At 71.6% G+C, this 15306-nt stretch carries 14 protein-coding genes; 9 read left to right on the top strand and 5 right to left on the bottom strand.

The window, feature by feature from the left end:
* Window positions 1-209: 209 nt before the first annotated feature.
* The 4 genes from PHZ_RS10150 (at window position 210) to PHZ_RS10165 (ending at window position 6660) form a co-directional block, all read left to right on the top strand.
* Window positions 210-2900, top strand: coding sequence for an Rne/Rng family ribonuclease (locus tag PHZ_RS10150; RefSeq protein WP_012522395.1), 2691 nt, complete (start codon window positions 210-212; stop codon window positions 2898-2900).
* Between the two features lie 86 nt (window positions 2901-2986).
* Window positions 2987-4351 carry a M48 family metalloprotease gene (locus tag PHZ_RS10155; RefSeq protein WP_236611818.1) on the top strand — a complete coding sequence of 455 codons (1365 nt, stop codon included), beginning with the start codon at window positions 2987-2989 and terminating at the stop codon, window positions 4349-4351.
* A 32-nt stretch (window positions 4352-4383) separates the two neighbouring features.
* Window positions 4384-5127, top strand: a complete 744-nt coding sequence (locus tag PHZ_RS10160; protein ID WP_012522397.1) for a DsbA family protein — start codon at window positions 4384-4386, stop codon at window positions 5125-5127.
* A gap of 57 nt (window positions 5128-5184) precedes the next feature.
* On the top strand, window positions 5185-6660 hold the full coding sequence (locus tag PHZ_RS10165; protein WP_012522398.1) for an FAD-dependent oxidoreductase: 1476 nt from the start codon (window positions 5185-5187) through the stop codon (window positions 6658-6660).
* A gap of 7 nt (window positions 6661-6667) precedes the next feature.
* Here PHZ_RS10165 and PHZ_RS10170 read toward each other — a convergent pair whose 3' ends face one another.
* Genes PHZ_RS10170 through thiS form a run of 3 tightly spaced genes read right to left on the bottom strand, consistent with a single transcriptional unit; the run spans window position 6668 to window position 8455 of the window.
* Window positions 6668-7465 carry an SDR family oxidoreductase gene (locus tag PHZ_RS10170; protein ID WP_012522399.1) on the bottom strand — a complete coding sequence of 266 codons (798 nt, stop codon included), beginning with the start codon at window positions 7463-7465 and terminating at the stop codon, window positions 6668-6670.
* The gene (locus PHZ_RS10175; RefSeq protein ID WP_012522400.1) at window positions 7465-8253 is read right to left on the bottom strand and encodes a thiazole synthase; all 789 of its coding nucleotides are present in this window, start codon (window positions 8251-8253) and stop codon (window positions 7465-7467) included. Before PHZ_RS10175 ends, PHZ_RS10170 begins: the two co-directional genes overlap by 1 nt.
* A gap of 1 nt (window position 8254) precedes the next feature.
* Window positions 8255-8455 (bottom strand): sulfur carrier protein ThiS, encoded by a 201-nt coding sequence (gene thiS / locus PHZ_RS10180; protein WP_012522401.1) that lies wholly within the window; start codon window positions 8453-8455, stop codon window positions 8255-8257.
* An 80-nt stretch (window positions 8456-8535) separates the two neighbouring features.
* Here thiS and aroQ point away from each other — a divergent pair, with 80 nt between their 5' ends.
* From aroQ to aat, 4 genes are read left to right on the top strand one after another with little or no spacing between them, the layout of a single operon-like run.
* Entirely contained in the window at window positions 8536-8973 is a 438-nt protein-coding gene (gene aroQ / locus PHZ_RS10185) for a type II 3-dehydroquinate dehydratase (protein WP_012522402.1), read from the top strand.
* A 29-nt stretch (window positions 8974-9002) separates the two neighbouring features.
* On the top strand, window positions 9003-9500 hold the full coding sequence (gene accB / locus PHZ_RS10190; protein ID WP_012522403.1) for an acetyl-CoA carboxylase biotin carboxyl carrier protein: 498 nt from the start codon (window positions 9003-9005) through the stop codon (window positions 9498-9500).
* A gap of 4 nt (window positions 9501-9504) precedes the next feature.
* Window positions 9505-10857: an acetyl-CoA carboxylase biotin carboxylase subunit gene (gene accC / locus PHZ_RS10195; protein ID WP_012522404.1), complete on the top strand. Its 1353-nt coding sequence runs from the start codon at window positions 9505-9507 to the stop codon at window positions 10855-10857.
* A 38-nt stretch (window positions 10858-10895) separates the two neighbouring features.
* Entirely contained in the window at window positions 10896-11561 is a 666-nt protein-coding gene (gene aat / locus PHZ_RS10200) for a leucyl/phenylalanyl-tRNA--protein transferase (protein ID WP_012522405.1), read from the top strand.
* Here aat and PHZ_RS10205 read toward each other — a convergent pair.
* On the bottom strand, window positions 11483-12136 hold the full coding sequence (locus PHZ_RS10205; RefSeq protein ID WP_041374085.1) for a DUF2155 domain-containing protein: 654 nt from the start codon (window positions 12134-12136) through the stop codon (window positions 11483-11485). The two genes, aat and PHZ_RS10205, sit on opposite strands and share 79 nt — an antisense overlap.
* A gap of 14 nt (window positions 12137-12150) precedes the next feature.
* Window positions 12151-12555, bottom strand: a complete 405-nt coding sequence (locus tag PHZ_RS10210) for an NADH:ubiquinone oxidoreductase subunit NDUFA12 (RefSeq protein WP_012522407.1) — start codon at window positions 12553-12555, stop codon at window positions 12151-12153.
* Window positions 12556-12733: 178 nt separating this feature from the next.
* On the opposite strand from PHZ_RS10210, the gene PHZ_RS10215 reads away from it, so the two are divergent.
* A complete protein-coding gene (locus tag PHZ_RS10215; protein WP_012522408.1) occupies window positions 12734-15238 on the top strand; it encodes a TSCPD domain-containing protein in 2505 nt (834 codons plus the stop codon).
* Window positions 15239-15306: the final 68 nt, after the last annotated feature.

A 15306-nucleotide genomic window follows, 5' to 3' on the forward strand; every position in this document is an offset into this window, starting at 1 on the left:
AGATCCTCGGCGACGACGCACCCTCCGATACGCGCCCACGGCGCGCCTAGGAACACACCCGATGGGCTGCGCAGCTCAAGCCAATCCCGGTCTTCCGGCCCCCCGCGACGCCGTTCCCGGCGCCCCGCGGGCCGGCGCGCGCGCCCGTCCCATGCACCGGCAGCGCCCGGGCCTTCGGGCCCCCGCCGCGCGCCGCGGAGACTTACTGAATGTCCAAGACCATGTTGATCGACGCAGCCCACGCGGAAGAGACGCGCGTGGTGGTCGTCGACGGGAACCGCGTTGAAGAGTTCGATTTCGAAAGCCAGAACCGGAAGCAGCTTCGAGGCAACATCTATCTCGCCAAGGTGACGCGCGTTGAGCCGTCGCTGCAGGCGGCCTTCGTCGAATACGGCGGCAACCGCCACGGCTTCCTGGCCTTCAACGAAATCCACCCCGACTACTACCAGATCCCGGTCGCCGACCGCGAAGCGCTGCTCCGCGAGGAGGCCGAGGAGGACGACGACGACCGTCACGAGCCCCGCGCCCGGGCGCCCGAGGACGAGGACGAGGTCGACCTGTCCGGCTCCGCTGACGACGAGGACGACGTCGTCGAGGAAGAGCTGGCGCGCCGCCGCCGCCGGCTGATGCGCCGCTACAAGATCCAGGAAGTGATCCGCCGCCGGCAGATCATGCTGGTCCAGGTCGTCAAGGAAGAGCGCGGCAACAAGGGCGCGGCGCTGACCACCTACCTGTCGCTGGCCGGCCGCTATGGCGTACTGATGCCGAACACCGCCCGCGGCGGCGGCATCAGCCGCAAGATCACCACGGCGACCGACCGCAAGCGCCTGAAGAGCATCGTCCAGAGCCTGGACGTGCCCGCCGGCATGGGCCTCATCGTCCGCACGGCGGGCGCCAAGCGCACCAAGGCCGAGATCAAGCGCGACTACGACTACCTGCTGCGCCTGTGGGAGAACATCCGCGAGACGACGCTGCACTCGATCGCGCCCGCCCTCATCTACGAGGAAGAGGACCTCGTGAAGCGGGCGATCCGCGACCTCTACGACAAGGACGTGGACAACGTCTGGGTCGAGGGCGAGGCCGGCTTCAAGGAAGCCCGCGACTTCATGCGCATGCTGATGCCGTCGCAGGCCAAGAAGGTGCAGCTCTACCGCGAGCCGACGCCGCTCTACGTCAAGCACAAGGTCGAGGACCACCTCAGCCAGATCTATTCGCCCGTCGTGCCGCTGCGCTCCGGCGGCTACCTGGTGATCAACCAGACCGAAGCGCTGGTCGCCATCGACGTGAACTCCGGCCGCGCGACGCGCGAACGGAACATCGAGGCCACCGCGCTCAAGACCAACATGGAGGCGGCCGAAGAAGCCGCCCGGCAGCTGCGCCTGCGCGACCTGGCCGGCCTGATCGTCATCGACTTCATCGACATGGATGAGGCGAAGAACAACCGGGCCGTCGAGAAGAAGCTGAAGGACTGCCTGAAGGACGACCGCGCGCGGGTCCAGATGGGCAAGATCAGCCCCTTCGGCCTGATGGAGATCTCCCGCCAGCGCCGCCGCACCGGCGTGCTGGAGGGCACCACCCACGTGTGCGAACACTGCGGCGGCACCGGCCGGGTCCGCTCGGTGGAATCCAGCGCGCTGGCCGCGCTGCGAGCCCTGGAGATCGAGGCGCTGAAGGGCGGCGGCGAAGCCACCCTGACCGTGCCGCGCGCCGTGGGCCTCTACATCCTGAACGAGAAGCGCGGTCATCTCGCCCGCCTGCACCACGCGTTCGGCCTGTTCGTCACCGTCCTGATCGACGACGACATGGCGCACGCCGAGCACGGCATCGAGCGAACCGCCAGCGAGACCCGCGCCGAGCACGCCGCGGCGCTCGCGCCGACGGCCGCCGGCGCCGTCCCCCCGGCCGAGGAGGCCTACCTCGAGGAGGTCTTCGAGGACGAGGACGAGGCCGAGGAGGAAGAGGAGTCCTTCGAGGAGGACGAGGATGAAGGCGGCGCCGAAGCCGAGGCTCCCCGCAGCCGCGAGGCCCGGGGCGATCGGGAAGACGGCGAAGGCCGCCGCGGGCGTCGCCGCCGTCGCCGCGGCCGCCGGGGCGACGAGCCCGCGGGCGAGCGGCCCGAGGGCGCACGTTCGGAGGGCGGCCGTCCCGAGGGCGGGCGACGCGAGGAGGTCCAGGCCGAGGACGAGGACGGCGCCCACGGCCGTCGCCGTCGCCGCGGCCGCCGCGGCGGTCGGCGCATGCGCGACGACTTCCGCCCGCACGAGCCCTTCTCCTGGGTGCGCCCCTGGGTGCCTTACGGCGAAGATCCCTTCGTCTGGTACGATCCGGCCGAGGACCTGAAGCCGGTCGCCGCGCCGCCGGCTGCGGCCAACGATGCTGCGGCCGAGCCGCAGCCCGCGGCCGCCGAGGCCGCCGCGCCCGCGCCGGCCGTCCGGGCCCCGCAGCCCGAGGGCGACATGGAGGTCTGGGTCGAGCTCCCCGCCGAGGAGGAGAAGCCCAAGCGCGCCCGCCGCTCGCGCAGCCGCGGCCGCGGCAAGGCCGAGGCGCAAGCCGAGGAGGCCGTGGCCGCTGAGGTCGCCGCCCCCGAGGCCGTCGTCGCGCCGGAACCGGAGGCTCCCGCCGAGCCGGAGCCCGCTGCGGCGGAGCCGGAAGCGGCCGAGCCTGAGAAGCCCGCGCCCAAGCGCCGGACGCGCAGCCGCAAGGCCGCCGCGCCCGTCGAAGCCGAGGCGACGGCCGCCGAACCCGCAGCGGAGCCGGCCCGGCCTGAACCGGCGCCCGCGGCTCCGGCCGAGCCCGTGGCGGCTTCGGTTCCCGAGCCCGAGGCGCCGCAAGCGCCCGACCCGGCCGAGATCTCCGGGCCGCCGCCGGCGCCGCGCAAAGGCTGGTGGCGCCGCGGCTGAGGCATTACATTCCGGTCGGGCTTCGAGGGCGGTCTGGAGAAGAGTTGAGCATGGTCTCCCCTGCCCGATCGGTTTCCCGCCTCGCGATGAGCTTCGTCCTGGCGGCCACCGTGGCCTTCGGGGCGAAGCCCGCCGCGGCGCAGGAGAGCCTTTCGCTCATCCGGGACACCGAGATCGAGGAGATCCTCGCCAAGGACTCCGAACCGATCCTGCGCGCCGCGGGCATCGACCCCCGGAATGTCGAGATCATCATCGTGGGGTCGAAGGAGCTCAACGCCTTCGCCGCCCCGCGGGTGATGGGCTTCAACACCGGGCTCATCCTGGAGGCCGACACGCCCAACGAACTGCAGGGCGTGATCGCGCACGAGGTCAGCCACCTCGCCGCCGGCCACAGCGCGCGGCGCGACGAGATGAACCGGGCCGGCATGCGGCCCTTCCTGCTGACCATGGGGCTGGGCGTGCTGGCCGCGCTCGCCGGTTCGCCCGAGGCGGGCGCCGGCCTCGTGGGCAGCGCCGGTTATTTCGGCACCTTGGGCGCCCTGGGCTACAGCCGCGAGCAGGAGAGCCGCGCCGACCAGGCCGGCGCCACCCTCCTCGACAAGGCCGGCCTGTCGGGCAAGGGCCTGGCCGACTTCTTCGACAACTTCCGCTATCAGGAGGTCTTCGACGAGGCCCGGCGCTTCGCCTACTTCCGCAGCCACCCGATCTCTTCGGACCGGATCGAGGCCCTGCGCCGCCGGGTCGAGTCCCAGCCCAACTACGACAAGCCCGACACCCCTGAGTCGCTGGCCGCGCACGCGATCATGAAGGCCAAGCTGGACGGCTTTCTGAACCCGCAGGTGGCGATCACAAAGTACAGCGAGACCGACGCCTCGTATCCGGCCCGCTACGCCCGTGCGATCGCCTACTACCAGCTTCGGGAGCCCGATCGGGCGATCCGGCTGATCGACGCCATGCTGCAGGAGCAGCCCGACAATCCCTACCTCTGGGAGCTGAAGGGCCAGATCCTGTTCGAGTTCGCCCGCACCGAGGAGGCCGAGGAGCCCCAGCGGCGCTCGGTGGCGCTGAAGCCCGACGCGCCGCTGCTGCGGGTCAACCTGGGCCAGACCCTCATCGCCCTTCCCGACAAGGCCAAGGTCGAGGAAGGGGTCGCCGAGCTGCGCAAGGCCCTCACCCAGGAAGAGGACAACGCCGTCGCCTGGCGCCTGCTGGCCGAGGCCTACGACAAGCTGGGGCAGGACGGCATGGCTCGCCTCGCCACCGCCGAGTTCAACTTCTGGGTCGGCGACCAGCGCCAGGCCCGGGTGTTCGCCATGCGGGCGCGCGAGAAGCTGGAGCGAGGCACCCCCGAATGGCGTCGCGCCACGGACATCGTGCTCGTTTCCGAACCCTCCCGCGACGAACTGCGGGAACTGGCCCGCGAGGGCTCCACCACGCGCCGCTCGCGTTGAGCCGCCGCCGAAAGCCCTCTATCTCCACGCCCATGACCCTGACCGCCCTCAAGTCCGCGGCCGTGCTCGCCGCCGCCCTGTCCCTCGCCGGCTGCCAGCAGCAGAGCGACGAAGCCTTCGGCCAGCGCGTGCGCGCCTACCTGCTGGAGCACCCGGAAGTCCTGCAGGAGGTCTCGGTCGCCCTGCAGCAGAAGCAGCAGGCCGAGCTGGCCAAGGCCTCTTCGGACGCCATCGAGAAGCACCGCGCCCAGCTCGAGCGCGACCCGCGCGACTTCGTGGCCAATCCCGACGGCAAGATCACGGTGGTCGAGTTCTTCGACTACAACTGCGCCTACTGCAAGATCGCCGCCCCGGAGGTCGTGAAGCTGATCCAGGAGAACCCGGACGTCCGGTTCGTCTTCAAGGAATTCGCCTTCCAGACTCCCGATTCCATCGAGGCGGCGCACATCGCCCTGACGCCGCAGGCCAAGGCCAAGGGGCTCGAGCTGCACCGCCTGCTGATGGCTCAGAAGCCGCTCAACCAGGCCGCCATCGACCGGTCCCTGCGCGAGGCCGGCGTCGATCCCGCCGCGGCGCGGGCGGCGGCCAAGGACCCCGCGATCGAGCGCCAGCTGCTGGACGTGCGCGCCCTCGCCCAGGCGCTGCACATCGACGGCACGCCGGCCTTCGTGGTCGGCGACAAGGTCATCCCCGGCGCCGATATCGAGGCTCTGAGGGCGGCCATCGCCGCCGCCAAGGCCACGGACCTCAAGCGTCCGTCTGGAAATCCCTCCTAGCCCCTCCCCTTACGTCCCGGCGCCCGCGTAGGATCGTCGTTCTCTGGGGAGGGGACGATGGCGGAACGGGTCGTCGTGATCGGCGCCGGCATGGCCGGCCTTTGGACCGCGCTGGCGCTCGCGCCCACCGGCCGCGAGGTGATCCTGCTCGAGCGGGACCCGCCGCCGCCGGACGACGATCCGGACGTGGCCTTCGAGACCTGGGCCCGTCGCGGGGTCGGCCAGCTCCGCCACAGCCACGCCTTCCTCGCCCGCCTACGGCTGCTCATCCGGGACCGTCATCCCGAGCTGCTGGCCGATCTCCACGCCGCCGGCTGCCGCGACCTGGGCCTCGACGGCTCGCTCACCGCCAGGCATCGCGAGCGCTACGTACCGAAGCCCGTGGACGAGGATCTCGTCATCCTGACCAGCCGGCGCACGACCCTGGAGCTGGTCATGCGGCGCTACGTGGCGCGCCTGCCAGGGGTCACGATCCGGTCCGGCGCCTTCGTGCGCGAACTCGTCATCGAGCCCGGCCCGGTCCCGCGCGTGACGGGCGTTCGCCTCGACGACAGCGTGCTTTCCGCCGACGTGGTCGTGGACGCCGCCGGCCGCACCTCGCCGGCGACCGAGCAGCTCGTCGCCGCAGGCGCGCCGGTCCGCGAGAATTCCGAAGGCGCCGGGGTCATCTACTTCACCCGCTTCTACCGGCTGCGGCCGGGCGCCGAGGAGCCGCCCCGGGGTCAGGCCCCGTCCAACGGCGACCTCGGCTACCTGAAGTTCGGGGTCTTTCCCGGGGACAGCGGCTGGTTCTCGATCACCCTGTGCACGCCCGAGATCGAGGAGGAGCTGCGCAAGGCGATCGTGGATCCCGCGGTGTTCGACGCCGTGTGCCGCGCCCTGCCCGGCCCTGCCCGCTGGATCGAGCCCGAGCGGGCCGAGGGCGCGAGCCGCGTGTTCGGCATGGGTCAGCTGGAGAGCCGCTGGCGGGACTTCGCGCCGGGCGGGCGCGCGGGCGTGCACGGCTTCTTCGCGCTGGGCGACAGCCTGGTGCGCAGCAATCCTCTCTACGGCCGCGGCTGCTCCTTCGCCGCGGTCTCGGCCGAACTGCTGCGGGAGGCCCTCGATGCGGGCTCCGACCCCGAGGCCCGGCTGGTCCGCTATGTCGCGGGCGTCGAGCGCGAGCTTCGCCCCTACTACGAGGTCATGCGCGACGCCGACCGCACCGCCTTGCGCCGGGCCCGCCAAGCCCTGCTGGGAGCCCGGCCCAGCCTCCGCGGCCGGATGGTGAAGAGCTTCCTGGACGACGGCGTGGCGATCGCCCTGCGGGAGGACGTCGACCTACTGCGCGCGTTCCTGCGGGGCTTCCACATGCTGGAGCATCCCCAGGCGTGGCTGAAGCGGCCGGCCAATCTCGCGAAGGTCCTGGCGACCTGGGCCCGGCCGCGCCGGACCAAGGCCTATCCGCCCAAGCTGGGACCCGATCGGCGCGAGATGCTCTCGGCCCTGGGCCTGCCGGCCGAGGCCGACGCGGCGCGGCTGCTCGGCGCCTGAGCCGCCCTCAGTCCGGCTTGGGCTCGGCCGGGCCGGCGAACAGGCCGCCCTGCGCCATCTGCTCGCGGACCGCCTCGGGATCGAGGGCGCTGGCCTTGTCCAGCTCGGCGATCTCCTCGGGAACGAACCAGTGCAGCCGCTCGGAGTGGTAGGCTTCCCACACCACCTTCGCGACCTCGGACGGGTGCATCGCCCGGAACATCCCGTCCTTTGGCGCGGCCTCGGCGACGCCCGGCGGCAGGATCGGCGTGTCGATCACGCCCGGAAGGACGTCGGCGACGCGGATGCCCAGGGCCCGGAATTCCACCGAGAGGGCTTCGGTCAGCCCCTTCACCGCGTGCTTGGTCGCCGAATAGACCGCGATCCCCGGCATGCCGAAGGTCGCCGACGAGGACGACGTGGTGAAGCAGAGGGAGTTGGGCGTCGCCTTCAGCAGCGGCACGGCCTCGTAGATGCCGTTCAGCACGCCGATCAGGTTCACCTGCACCACGGCCAGGATGTCCTCGAAGGGCTGCTGGTGGAACGGCCCGCCCCGGCCGATCCCGGCGTTGTTGTAGAGGATGTCCAGCCGCCCGCCCGCGGCGGGAGCGAAGTCGTCCAGCGCCGCCCGGAAATCCATCCGGTCGGTGACGTCGAGCCGGCGGGTCAGGCAGTTCTCGGCCCCGAGCTCGGCCTGCAGGTCCTTCAGCCCCTCGGTGTTGATGTCGTAGGCGCCGACGAACCAGCCCTTCTCGGCGAACAGCAGCGCCGTCTCGCGGCCCATGCCCGAGGCCGCGCCGGTGATGAAGATCGACTTGCGGCTCATCAGATCAGGCCCGACAGCGGCGAGGACGGCTCGGCGTACATCCGCTTGGGCATGCGGCCGGCCAGATAGGCCTCGCGACCGGCGATCACGGCGTGGCGCATGGCGCGGGCCATGCGGATCGGATCCTTGGCCTCGGCGATGGCGGTGTTCATCAGCACCGCGTCGCAGCCCAGCTCCATGGCGATCGTGGCGTCCGAGGCCGTGCCGACGCCCGCGTCGACCAGCACCGGCACCTTGGCCTGCTCGATGATGAGCGCGAGGTTCAGGGCGTTCTGGATGCCCCGCCCCGAGCCGATCGGCGCGGCGGCCGGCATGATGGCGGCGGCCCCCGCCTCCTCCAGCTTCTTGGCGTAGACCGGATCGTCCGAGCAGTAGACCATCACCTGGAAGCCGTCCGCGATCAGCAGCTTCAGCGCCCGCAGCGTCTCCTCCATGTCGGGCAGGAGATGCTTGGTGTTGGACAGGACCTCCAACTTCACCAGGTCCCAGCCCCCCGCCTCGCGCGCCAGGCGCAGGGTGCGGATGGCGTCCTCGCCGGTGAAGCAGCCCGCGGTGTTGGGCAGGAAGGTGAAGCGGTCGGGCTTCACATGGTCCACCAGCATCGGCTGGCTGGGATCGGAAAGGTTCACCCGCCGCACCGCCACGGTGACGATCTCGGCCCCGGCGGCCTCGGCCGCGGCGGCGTTCTGGGCGTAGTCCTTGTACTTGCCGGTGCCGACGATCAGGCGCGAACGGAACGTGCGGCCGGCGACCGTCCAAGTGTCCTCGCTCCGGACAGACCCATCCATGTCAGCCGCCTCCGATGAAATGCACGATCTCGATCCGGTCGCCCTCGGCGAGCGCCGTGGCCGAATAGGCCGACCTCGGCACGATCTCCAGGTTCCGCTCCACGGCCACCTTCCGCGGGTCCAGGCCCAGCGCGTTCACCAGCGCCGCCACGTCGGCGACGTCGTGAAACGTGCGGGTCTCTCCGTTGACGGTCAGGTTCATTGCGGCGGTCGCTCCGGTCGGCTTGCTTGTGGCCTCCGCCGCCTCCCGTTACAAGACGCCGGAATCGACGGCGGAGCCGAATGTCGAAACCGATCTATGTGCTGAGCGGTCCCAATCTCAACCTCCTGGGAACCCGCGAGCCCGAGATTTACGGACATCAGACCCTGGACGACGTCCGCCGCCTCTGCGAGGCGCGTGCGAAGTCCCTGGGGCGCGAGATCGTGTTCCGTCAGTCCAACCACGAGGGCGAACTGATCGACTGGATCCAGGAAGCCCGCGAGAAGGCGTGCGCCCTGGTGATCAATCCCGCCGGCTACGGCCACACCTCGGTGGCCATTCTCGATGCGCTGAAGGCCGTGGGCCTGCCGGTGGTGGAATGCCACCTGTCGAACCCCGCCGCGCGCGAGACGTTCCGCCGCAAGACGTATGTTTCCCTCGCCGCCACCGGGGTCGTCTCCGGTTTCGGCGCGGCGAGCTATGAACTGGCCGTCGAGGCCGCCGCGGGCCTGGCCCGCTAATCCAAGCCTACAAGGAAAAGGGTCGTTCCATGGCTAGCAGTCCGAAGGCGCCCGCCGATCCGATCGACGCGCGCCTGGTGCGCAAACTGGCCGACATCCTCACCGAGACGGGCCTCTCCGAGATCGAGGTCGAGGTCGAGAACGCCGGGCTCAAGATCCGCGTCGCCAAGACGCTGACCGCCGCCGTGCAGGTGGCCGCTCCGGCGCCCGTGGCGCACGCCGCGCCCGTCCATGCCGCCGCGCCGGCCGCGCCCGCGGAGGCCGCCGCCCCGGCCGCCCCCGCCCGGGCGAAGGGCGACGAGGTGAAGTCGCCGATGGTGGGCACCGTCTACCTGCAGCCCCAGCCGGGCGCCGATCCCTTCGTCAAGGTGGGCGACACCGTCCAGGCCGGGCAGACCCTGTTCATCGTCGAGGCGATGAAGACCATGAACCCGATCCCCGCCCCGAAGTCGGGCAAGATCGTCGAGATCCTGGTCGAGGACGCCCAGCCGGTGGAGTTCGGCGAGCCGCTCGCCATCATCGAGTAGGCCGATGTTCGACAAGATCCTGATCGCCAACCGCGGCGAGATCGCACTCCGCGTCCATCGCGCCTGCAAGGAGATGGGCATCGCGACCGTCGCGGTGCACTCCGAGGCCGATTCCGGCGCCATGTGGGTGCGGCTGGCGGACGAAAGCGTCTGCATCGGCCCGCCGCCGGCCGCCAAGAGCTACCTCAACATCCCGGCGATCATCGCCGCGGCCGAGATCACCGGCGCTCAGGCGATCCATCCCGGCTACGGCTTCCTCTCCGAGAACGCCCGCTTCGCCGAGATCGTGAACGCCCACGGCTTCACCTTCATCGGACCCAAGCCCGAGCACATCAAGCTGATGGGCGACAAGATCACCGCCAAGCAGGCAGTGAAGGACGCCGGCATCCCGGTCGTGCCCGGCTCCGACGGGGCGGTGACGACCGAGGAAGAGGCCTTCGCCGCGGCCAAGGCCATCGGCTTCCCGGTCCTCATCAAGGCCGCCGCGGGCGGCGGCGGGCGCGGCATGAAGGTGGCCCGCAACGAGGAGGAGCTGGTCGAGGCGGTCCAGACCGCCCGGTCCGAGGCCAAGGCCGCCTTCGGCGACGACGCCATCTACATGGAGCGCTATCTCCAGACCCCGCGGCACATCGAGCTGCAGGTGGTCGCCGACAGCCACGGCAACGTGGTGCACCTGGGCGAGCGCGACTGCTCGCTGCAGCGCCGTCACCAGAAGGTGCTGGAGGAGGCCCCCTCCCCGGTCATCGACGCCGCGGCCCGCGAGAAGATCGGCAAGGTCGTGGTCGATGCGGTGCGCGCCATCGGCTACCTCGGCGTCGGCACCATCGAGTTCCTGTACGAGGACGGCGAGTTCTTCTTCATCGAGATGAATACCCGCCTGCAGGTGGAGCATCCGGTCACCGAGGCCATCACCGGCATCGACCTGGTGCGCGAGCAGATCCGCATCGCCGCCGGCGAGCCGCTGTCGTTCCGCCAGGAGGACGTGGTGTTCGAAGGCCACGCCATCGAGTGCCGGATCAACGCCGAAAACCCGAAGACCTTCACGCCCTCGCCCGGCCTGGTGACCGATTACCACGCCCCGGGGGGCCTGGGCGTGCGCATGGATAGCGCGCTCTACGCCGGCTATTCGATCCCGCCCTACTACGACAGCCTGGTGGGCAAGCTGATCGTCCATGGCCGCGACCGGGAAGAGTGCATCGCCCGCCTCTGCCGCTGCCTCGGCGAGGTGGTGGTCGGCGGCATCGACACCAACATCCCGCTGTTCCAGGAGCTGCTGGTCAATCCGGAGATCGTCCGCGGCGACTACAACATCCATTGGCTGGAGCGCTGGATGAAGGCCCAGGCGGAGTCCGCCTAGGCCTCGCGCCGCCCCGCCCGCTGCGCTAGGCGTATCGCATGGCGGAGTTCGACGCCCGCGACCTCCTGGACTGCTACGCCCGCGGGGTGTTCCCCATGGCCGACGCGCGGGAGGACGCCCGGGTCTTCCTGATCGATCCCGAGCGGCGCGGCGTGATCCCGCTCGAGGCCTTCCACGTCCCCCGGCGACTGGCGCGGACGGTGCGGGGCGATCCCTTCGAGATCCGCATCGATGCGGCCTTCCACGACGTCGTGCTGGCTTGCGCCGCATCGGGGCCCGGCCGGACCGAGACCTGGATCAACCGGCCTATCGAGCAGCTGTACCTTGAGCTCCACGAACTCGGCTTCGCCCACAGCGTCGAATGCTGGCAGGGAGAGCGGCTGGTCGGCGGCCTCTACGGCGTGTCGCTGCAGGGGGCGTTCTTCGGCGAGAGCATGTTCTCCCGCGTGCGCGACGCCTCGAAGGTCGCGCTCGTGCACCTCGTCGCGCGGCTGATCGCGGGCGGCTTCACGCTGCTGGACGCCCAGTTCATGACCGAGCACCTGGCGCAGTTCGGCGCCCGGGAGATTCCCCGCCGGGAGTACCATCGGCGGCTGGACCGGGCCCTCGCCGCCCCGGCGGACTTCTACGCCTTGGGCGCGGCCGCCCCTTCAGCCGACGGCGCGGGGCGGTTGGCCCTGCAGCTGATCACCCAGGCGTCGTAGGTGGCGTGCTCCATCGGGTTCAGACCCGGGGACGATGCGTACATCCACCCCCTGAACGCCTGCCGCGGCGGCGGCGTGGGCCGGCCCGGCTGCGGCCGGGGTTGGGAATCGATGGTCACGTAGGCGATCGCATCCTCGACCGGCTCGTCGGGCGCCGAGCGCTCGCAGGCCCGCACGGTGAAGATCAGGCCTTTCCAGCGGACCGGCCGACCCACCGGCGCTTCGAACTTCAGGGTCTCGGCGCTGACCTTGTCCAGCGCCTGCAGGACCGCGGTGTCGTACCGGGCCCGGCGAATCGGCGCCTCCACGGGCTTCTCGGCCACCTGCTCCGTCGGCGGGGCCGCGGGCTCGACCTCTTCCTGCTTCACCGGCGGCACCTCGATGGGCGCCGGCGGCGGAATGTCGATCGGGGGGGCTTCCTCGGCCGGGATGCTGGCCGGCCCGGGCGGCGCTTCCGCCGGGGTCGGCTGGACCGCCGGCGGCTGCGCCGGCTGGGCCGCGACGACGGTCGAGATGAGGCCGCCCGCCAGCGCCGCGGCGGAAGCGACGCGCTTCAGGTGCTGCGAAGCGGGCAAGCGCGGCTTCACGGCTATTCCGGGGTCCACGCCTCGTAGTCGCCGGTGGCGCGCTGGCGCTCGCCGCCGCGGGCGAGGGAGCCCTTCGGTCGGTAGGCGTAGATGGTCCCCGACAGGTTCGGCCGGTGCTCCTTCTCCCAGCGCTTGCGCGGCAGGGGCGCCGTCGTCGGCGGCTCTTCGAAGGTGTGATGCAGCCAGCCGTGCCAGTCCGGCGGAACCTTGGACGCCTCGGCGTAGCCGTTGAACACCACCCAGCGCCGCTTGCGCTTGGGATCGTAGCTGTCCCGCGTGTCCTTGGCCTCGTAGTAGCGGTTGCCGAAATCGTCCTGCCCGACGAAGACGCCGCGCTTGGCGATCGTGAACCGGACGCCGGCGGTGGCGCCGTTCCACCAGGTGAAGATGGTCTTGAGGACGGACACTAAGACGCTCTTTGGGCTTGCGAATGCGCGCGGACTATAGGGGCGCCTCCCGGGGGCGTCCAGCACCCGACGCCGGCATCTTCCGAGTCGATATGTTGGGGATGACTGCCCTCTCGACCCCAACATCTATTGCCGTTGGCCGCTGGGCGGCCCTACCCTGCCCGCAGGGGAGTCGATGATGGGCGATCAAGCCTCGCGCGTGGGAATCGAAGGCCGCCTGCTCGAGCGGCCCCAAGGCGTCGTCGAGGTCGAGGCGCCGGCGCACTGGAGCAGCGCCCGGGTCGAGGCCTGGCTGGACTGGGCAGGCGGGCGTCCCGACCTGCCGGCGGCCATCGTCGATCAAGCGGCCGCCCTCACCGCCAATGCGCAGGCCGCGGGCCTGCTGAAGGATCTGCGCGCCCGCACCCATTTCCGCGAGGCGCTCACCGAGGCGATGCTGCTGGGCGCCGTCGCCCTGGCCCCCGCCCCCTCCGTCGCCCCTCTCGCGACCGCCGACGCCGGCGCTCCGGACTTCCTCCGCAGCGTGCAGGCGTTCGAGAGCCGGTTCCGCGCCGATCAGGCCGCGGAGGCCGCCGCCCGGCTGCTGGCGGCCCGGCTCCAGGCGGTGATGGACTCGATCCTGCGCTGCGAAGGCGACGCCGAGGCCTGCGCGGATCCGGCCCGGAACAGCAGCCTGGCCCGCGCCGCCGAGGCCGCCCGCGCGGCCGGCGCCGCGGACGCGATGATCCTGGAGGCCATCGCTCTCGCGGGCGCCGGCGAGAGCGCGTGGCCCGCCCCGCCCGAGGCCGAGCCGCCGACCGCCAAGGGGCTCGTCGTCCGCCTCGACGCCTTCGACGGACCCGCTGGGGCGGCGACGGCGCGAGCCGCCTGGACCACGGGTCACGTCCTGGTCGCCCGGACGCCCGCCGACACCGAGGCCCTGATGGCGCTCGCCGCAGCGCCGCGGGGGGGCGTCGACCTCATGGCGTTCTTCGGCGAGACCGGCTTCGACTGGGACGTCTTCGAGGGCGCGGTGCAGCTCGCCGCCACTGCGCTCGCCGCGAACGGCGGGTCCGGCCTCCTCGCGCTGGCGAACCTGGGGGACTGGCTGGCGGCGCAGGGATACGCCTACGACAGCGACGGGGGAAGGACCGCCGCCCGCCAGCTCTACGAACGGGCTCGCGCCGCGCTCGACGAGACCGGGCTCGGCGAGACCGGGCCGGCGTGCCGGCTGGCGGCGCTGAGCGATCCGGAGCTCGCGCTGCGACTGGGCGGCCCGCTCGACGCCGGGCCGTGGCTGGGGCCGATCACCGCGGCCGAGACGGCCGACGGCGAAGTCTTGCGGGTCCTCTCGGATGCGGCGCTGCGCGCGCTTGCGGCCACGAACGCGGACCGGGACGCGGTGGAGGCGGCCTGCCTGGGCCGCCGCAGCCTGACCGACGCGCCGGGCGTGAACCTCCAGTCCCTCGCCGCCTGCGGCTTCTCGGACCTTGAGATCGGCGCCGCCATCGCCGAGCTGCCCTTCGTGGGCCGGCTCGCCGAAGCGTTCGCGCCCGCCGTGCTCGGCGAAGGCTTCCTGCGGGACGTGCTCGGCGCGAGCCCCGAGCAGCTCGCCGACCCCGGCTTGGACGTGCTCGCCCTGGCCGGGTTCTCGTCCGAGGATGTCGCCGCCGCCGAGCGCCACGTCCTCGGGGGCGACGGCCTCGAGGGCGCGCCGGGCCTGACCGAGGCCCAGCAGGCGGTCTTCCGATCCCGCGACGAGACCGGTCCGGCGGCCGTCGCGGCCATGATGCAGGCCTTGCGCCCCGCCCTGGGCGTTCCGCCGGTGCTGGAGGTGGTCCTGCCGTGGCGGGCCACGCCGGGGGACGTGCTGGCGGCGATGGAGGCTGCGGAGGCGCCGGTGCGCGTGCGACGGGAGCCTGCGCCTGCGGACGCCGTGCTCGACCTGCCCGCCTTCGCCGACCTGCCCGATCGCCGCGGACCCGCGTCCGAGCCCGAGGAACGCATCGTCGAGCGTATCGTCGAGCGCGACCGGACTCGCCGCAAGCTGCCCGACCGCCGCAAGGGCTACATCCAGAAAGCCTCGGTCGGCGGCCACAAGGTCTACATCCACACCGGCGAGTATGACGACGGCGAGCTCGGCGAGATCTTCATCGACATGCACAAGGAAGGCGCGGCCTTCCGCTCGCTGATGAACAACTTCGCGATCGCGATCTCCATCGGCCTGCAGTACGGCGTGCCGCTGGACGAGTTCGTGGACGCCTTCGTCTTCACGCGCTTCGAGCCCGCCGGACCGGTTACGGGCAACGACTCGGTGAAGTCGGCCACGTCCATCCTCGACTACATCTTCCGTGAGCTCGGGATCAGCTACCTGGGCCGCGCGGACCTCGCCAGCGCCGACCCTGGCGAGCTGAACGCCGACGGACTGGGACGGGGCAAGGCCGACGACGACGGCGACCCGGGCCTGGGCCCCGAGGTCCCGCAGCCGGCGTCGCGCTTCATCTCGCGCGGATTCTCCCGCGGCTCGACCCCCGACAACCTCGTCTTCCTGCCCACCGCCAACCGGAACGCCGGCCCGGCGGCTCTGGAGGCGGCCGAAGTCTGCGCGGCCTGCGGCGACATCGCGGTCGTGCGCAAGGGCCAGGCGATGATCTGCGAGACCTGCGGCTCGCGGGCGGGCCGCGCCGAGGATCAGGCGCGCTAAGTCCCTCTAAGTTACCGCGATTTAAGTGGTGTTCGGCGTCCCGCCAGCGCAGAGGTGACGCCGGACTC

Source organism: Phenylobacterium zucineum HLK1 (assembly GCF_000017265.1).
Classification (GTDB): Bacteria; Pseudomonadota; Alphaproteobacteria; order Caulobacterales; family Caulobacteraceae; genus Phenylobacterium; species Phenylobacterium zucineum.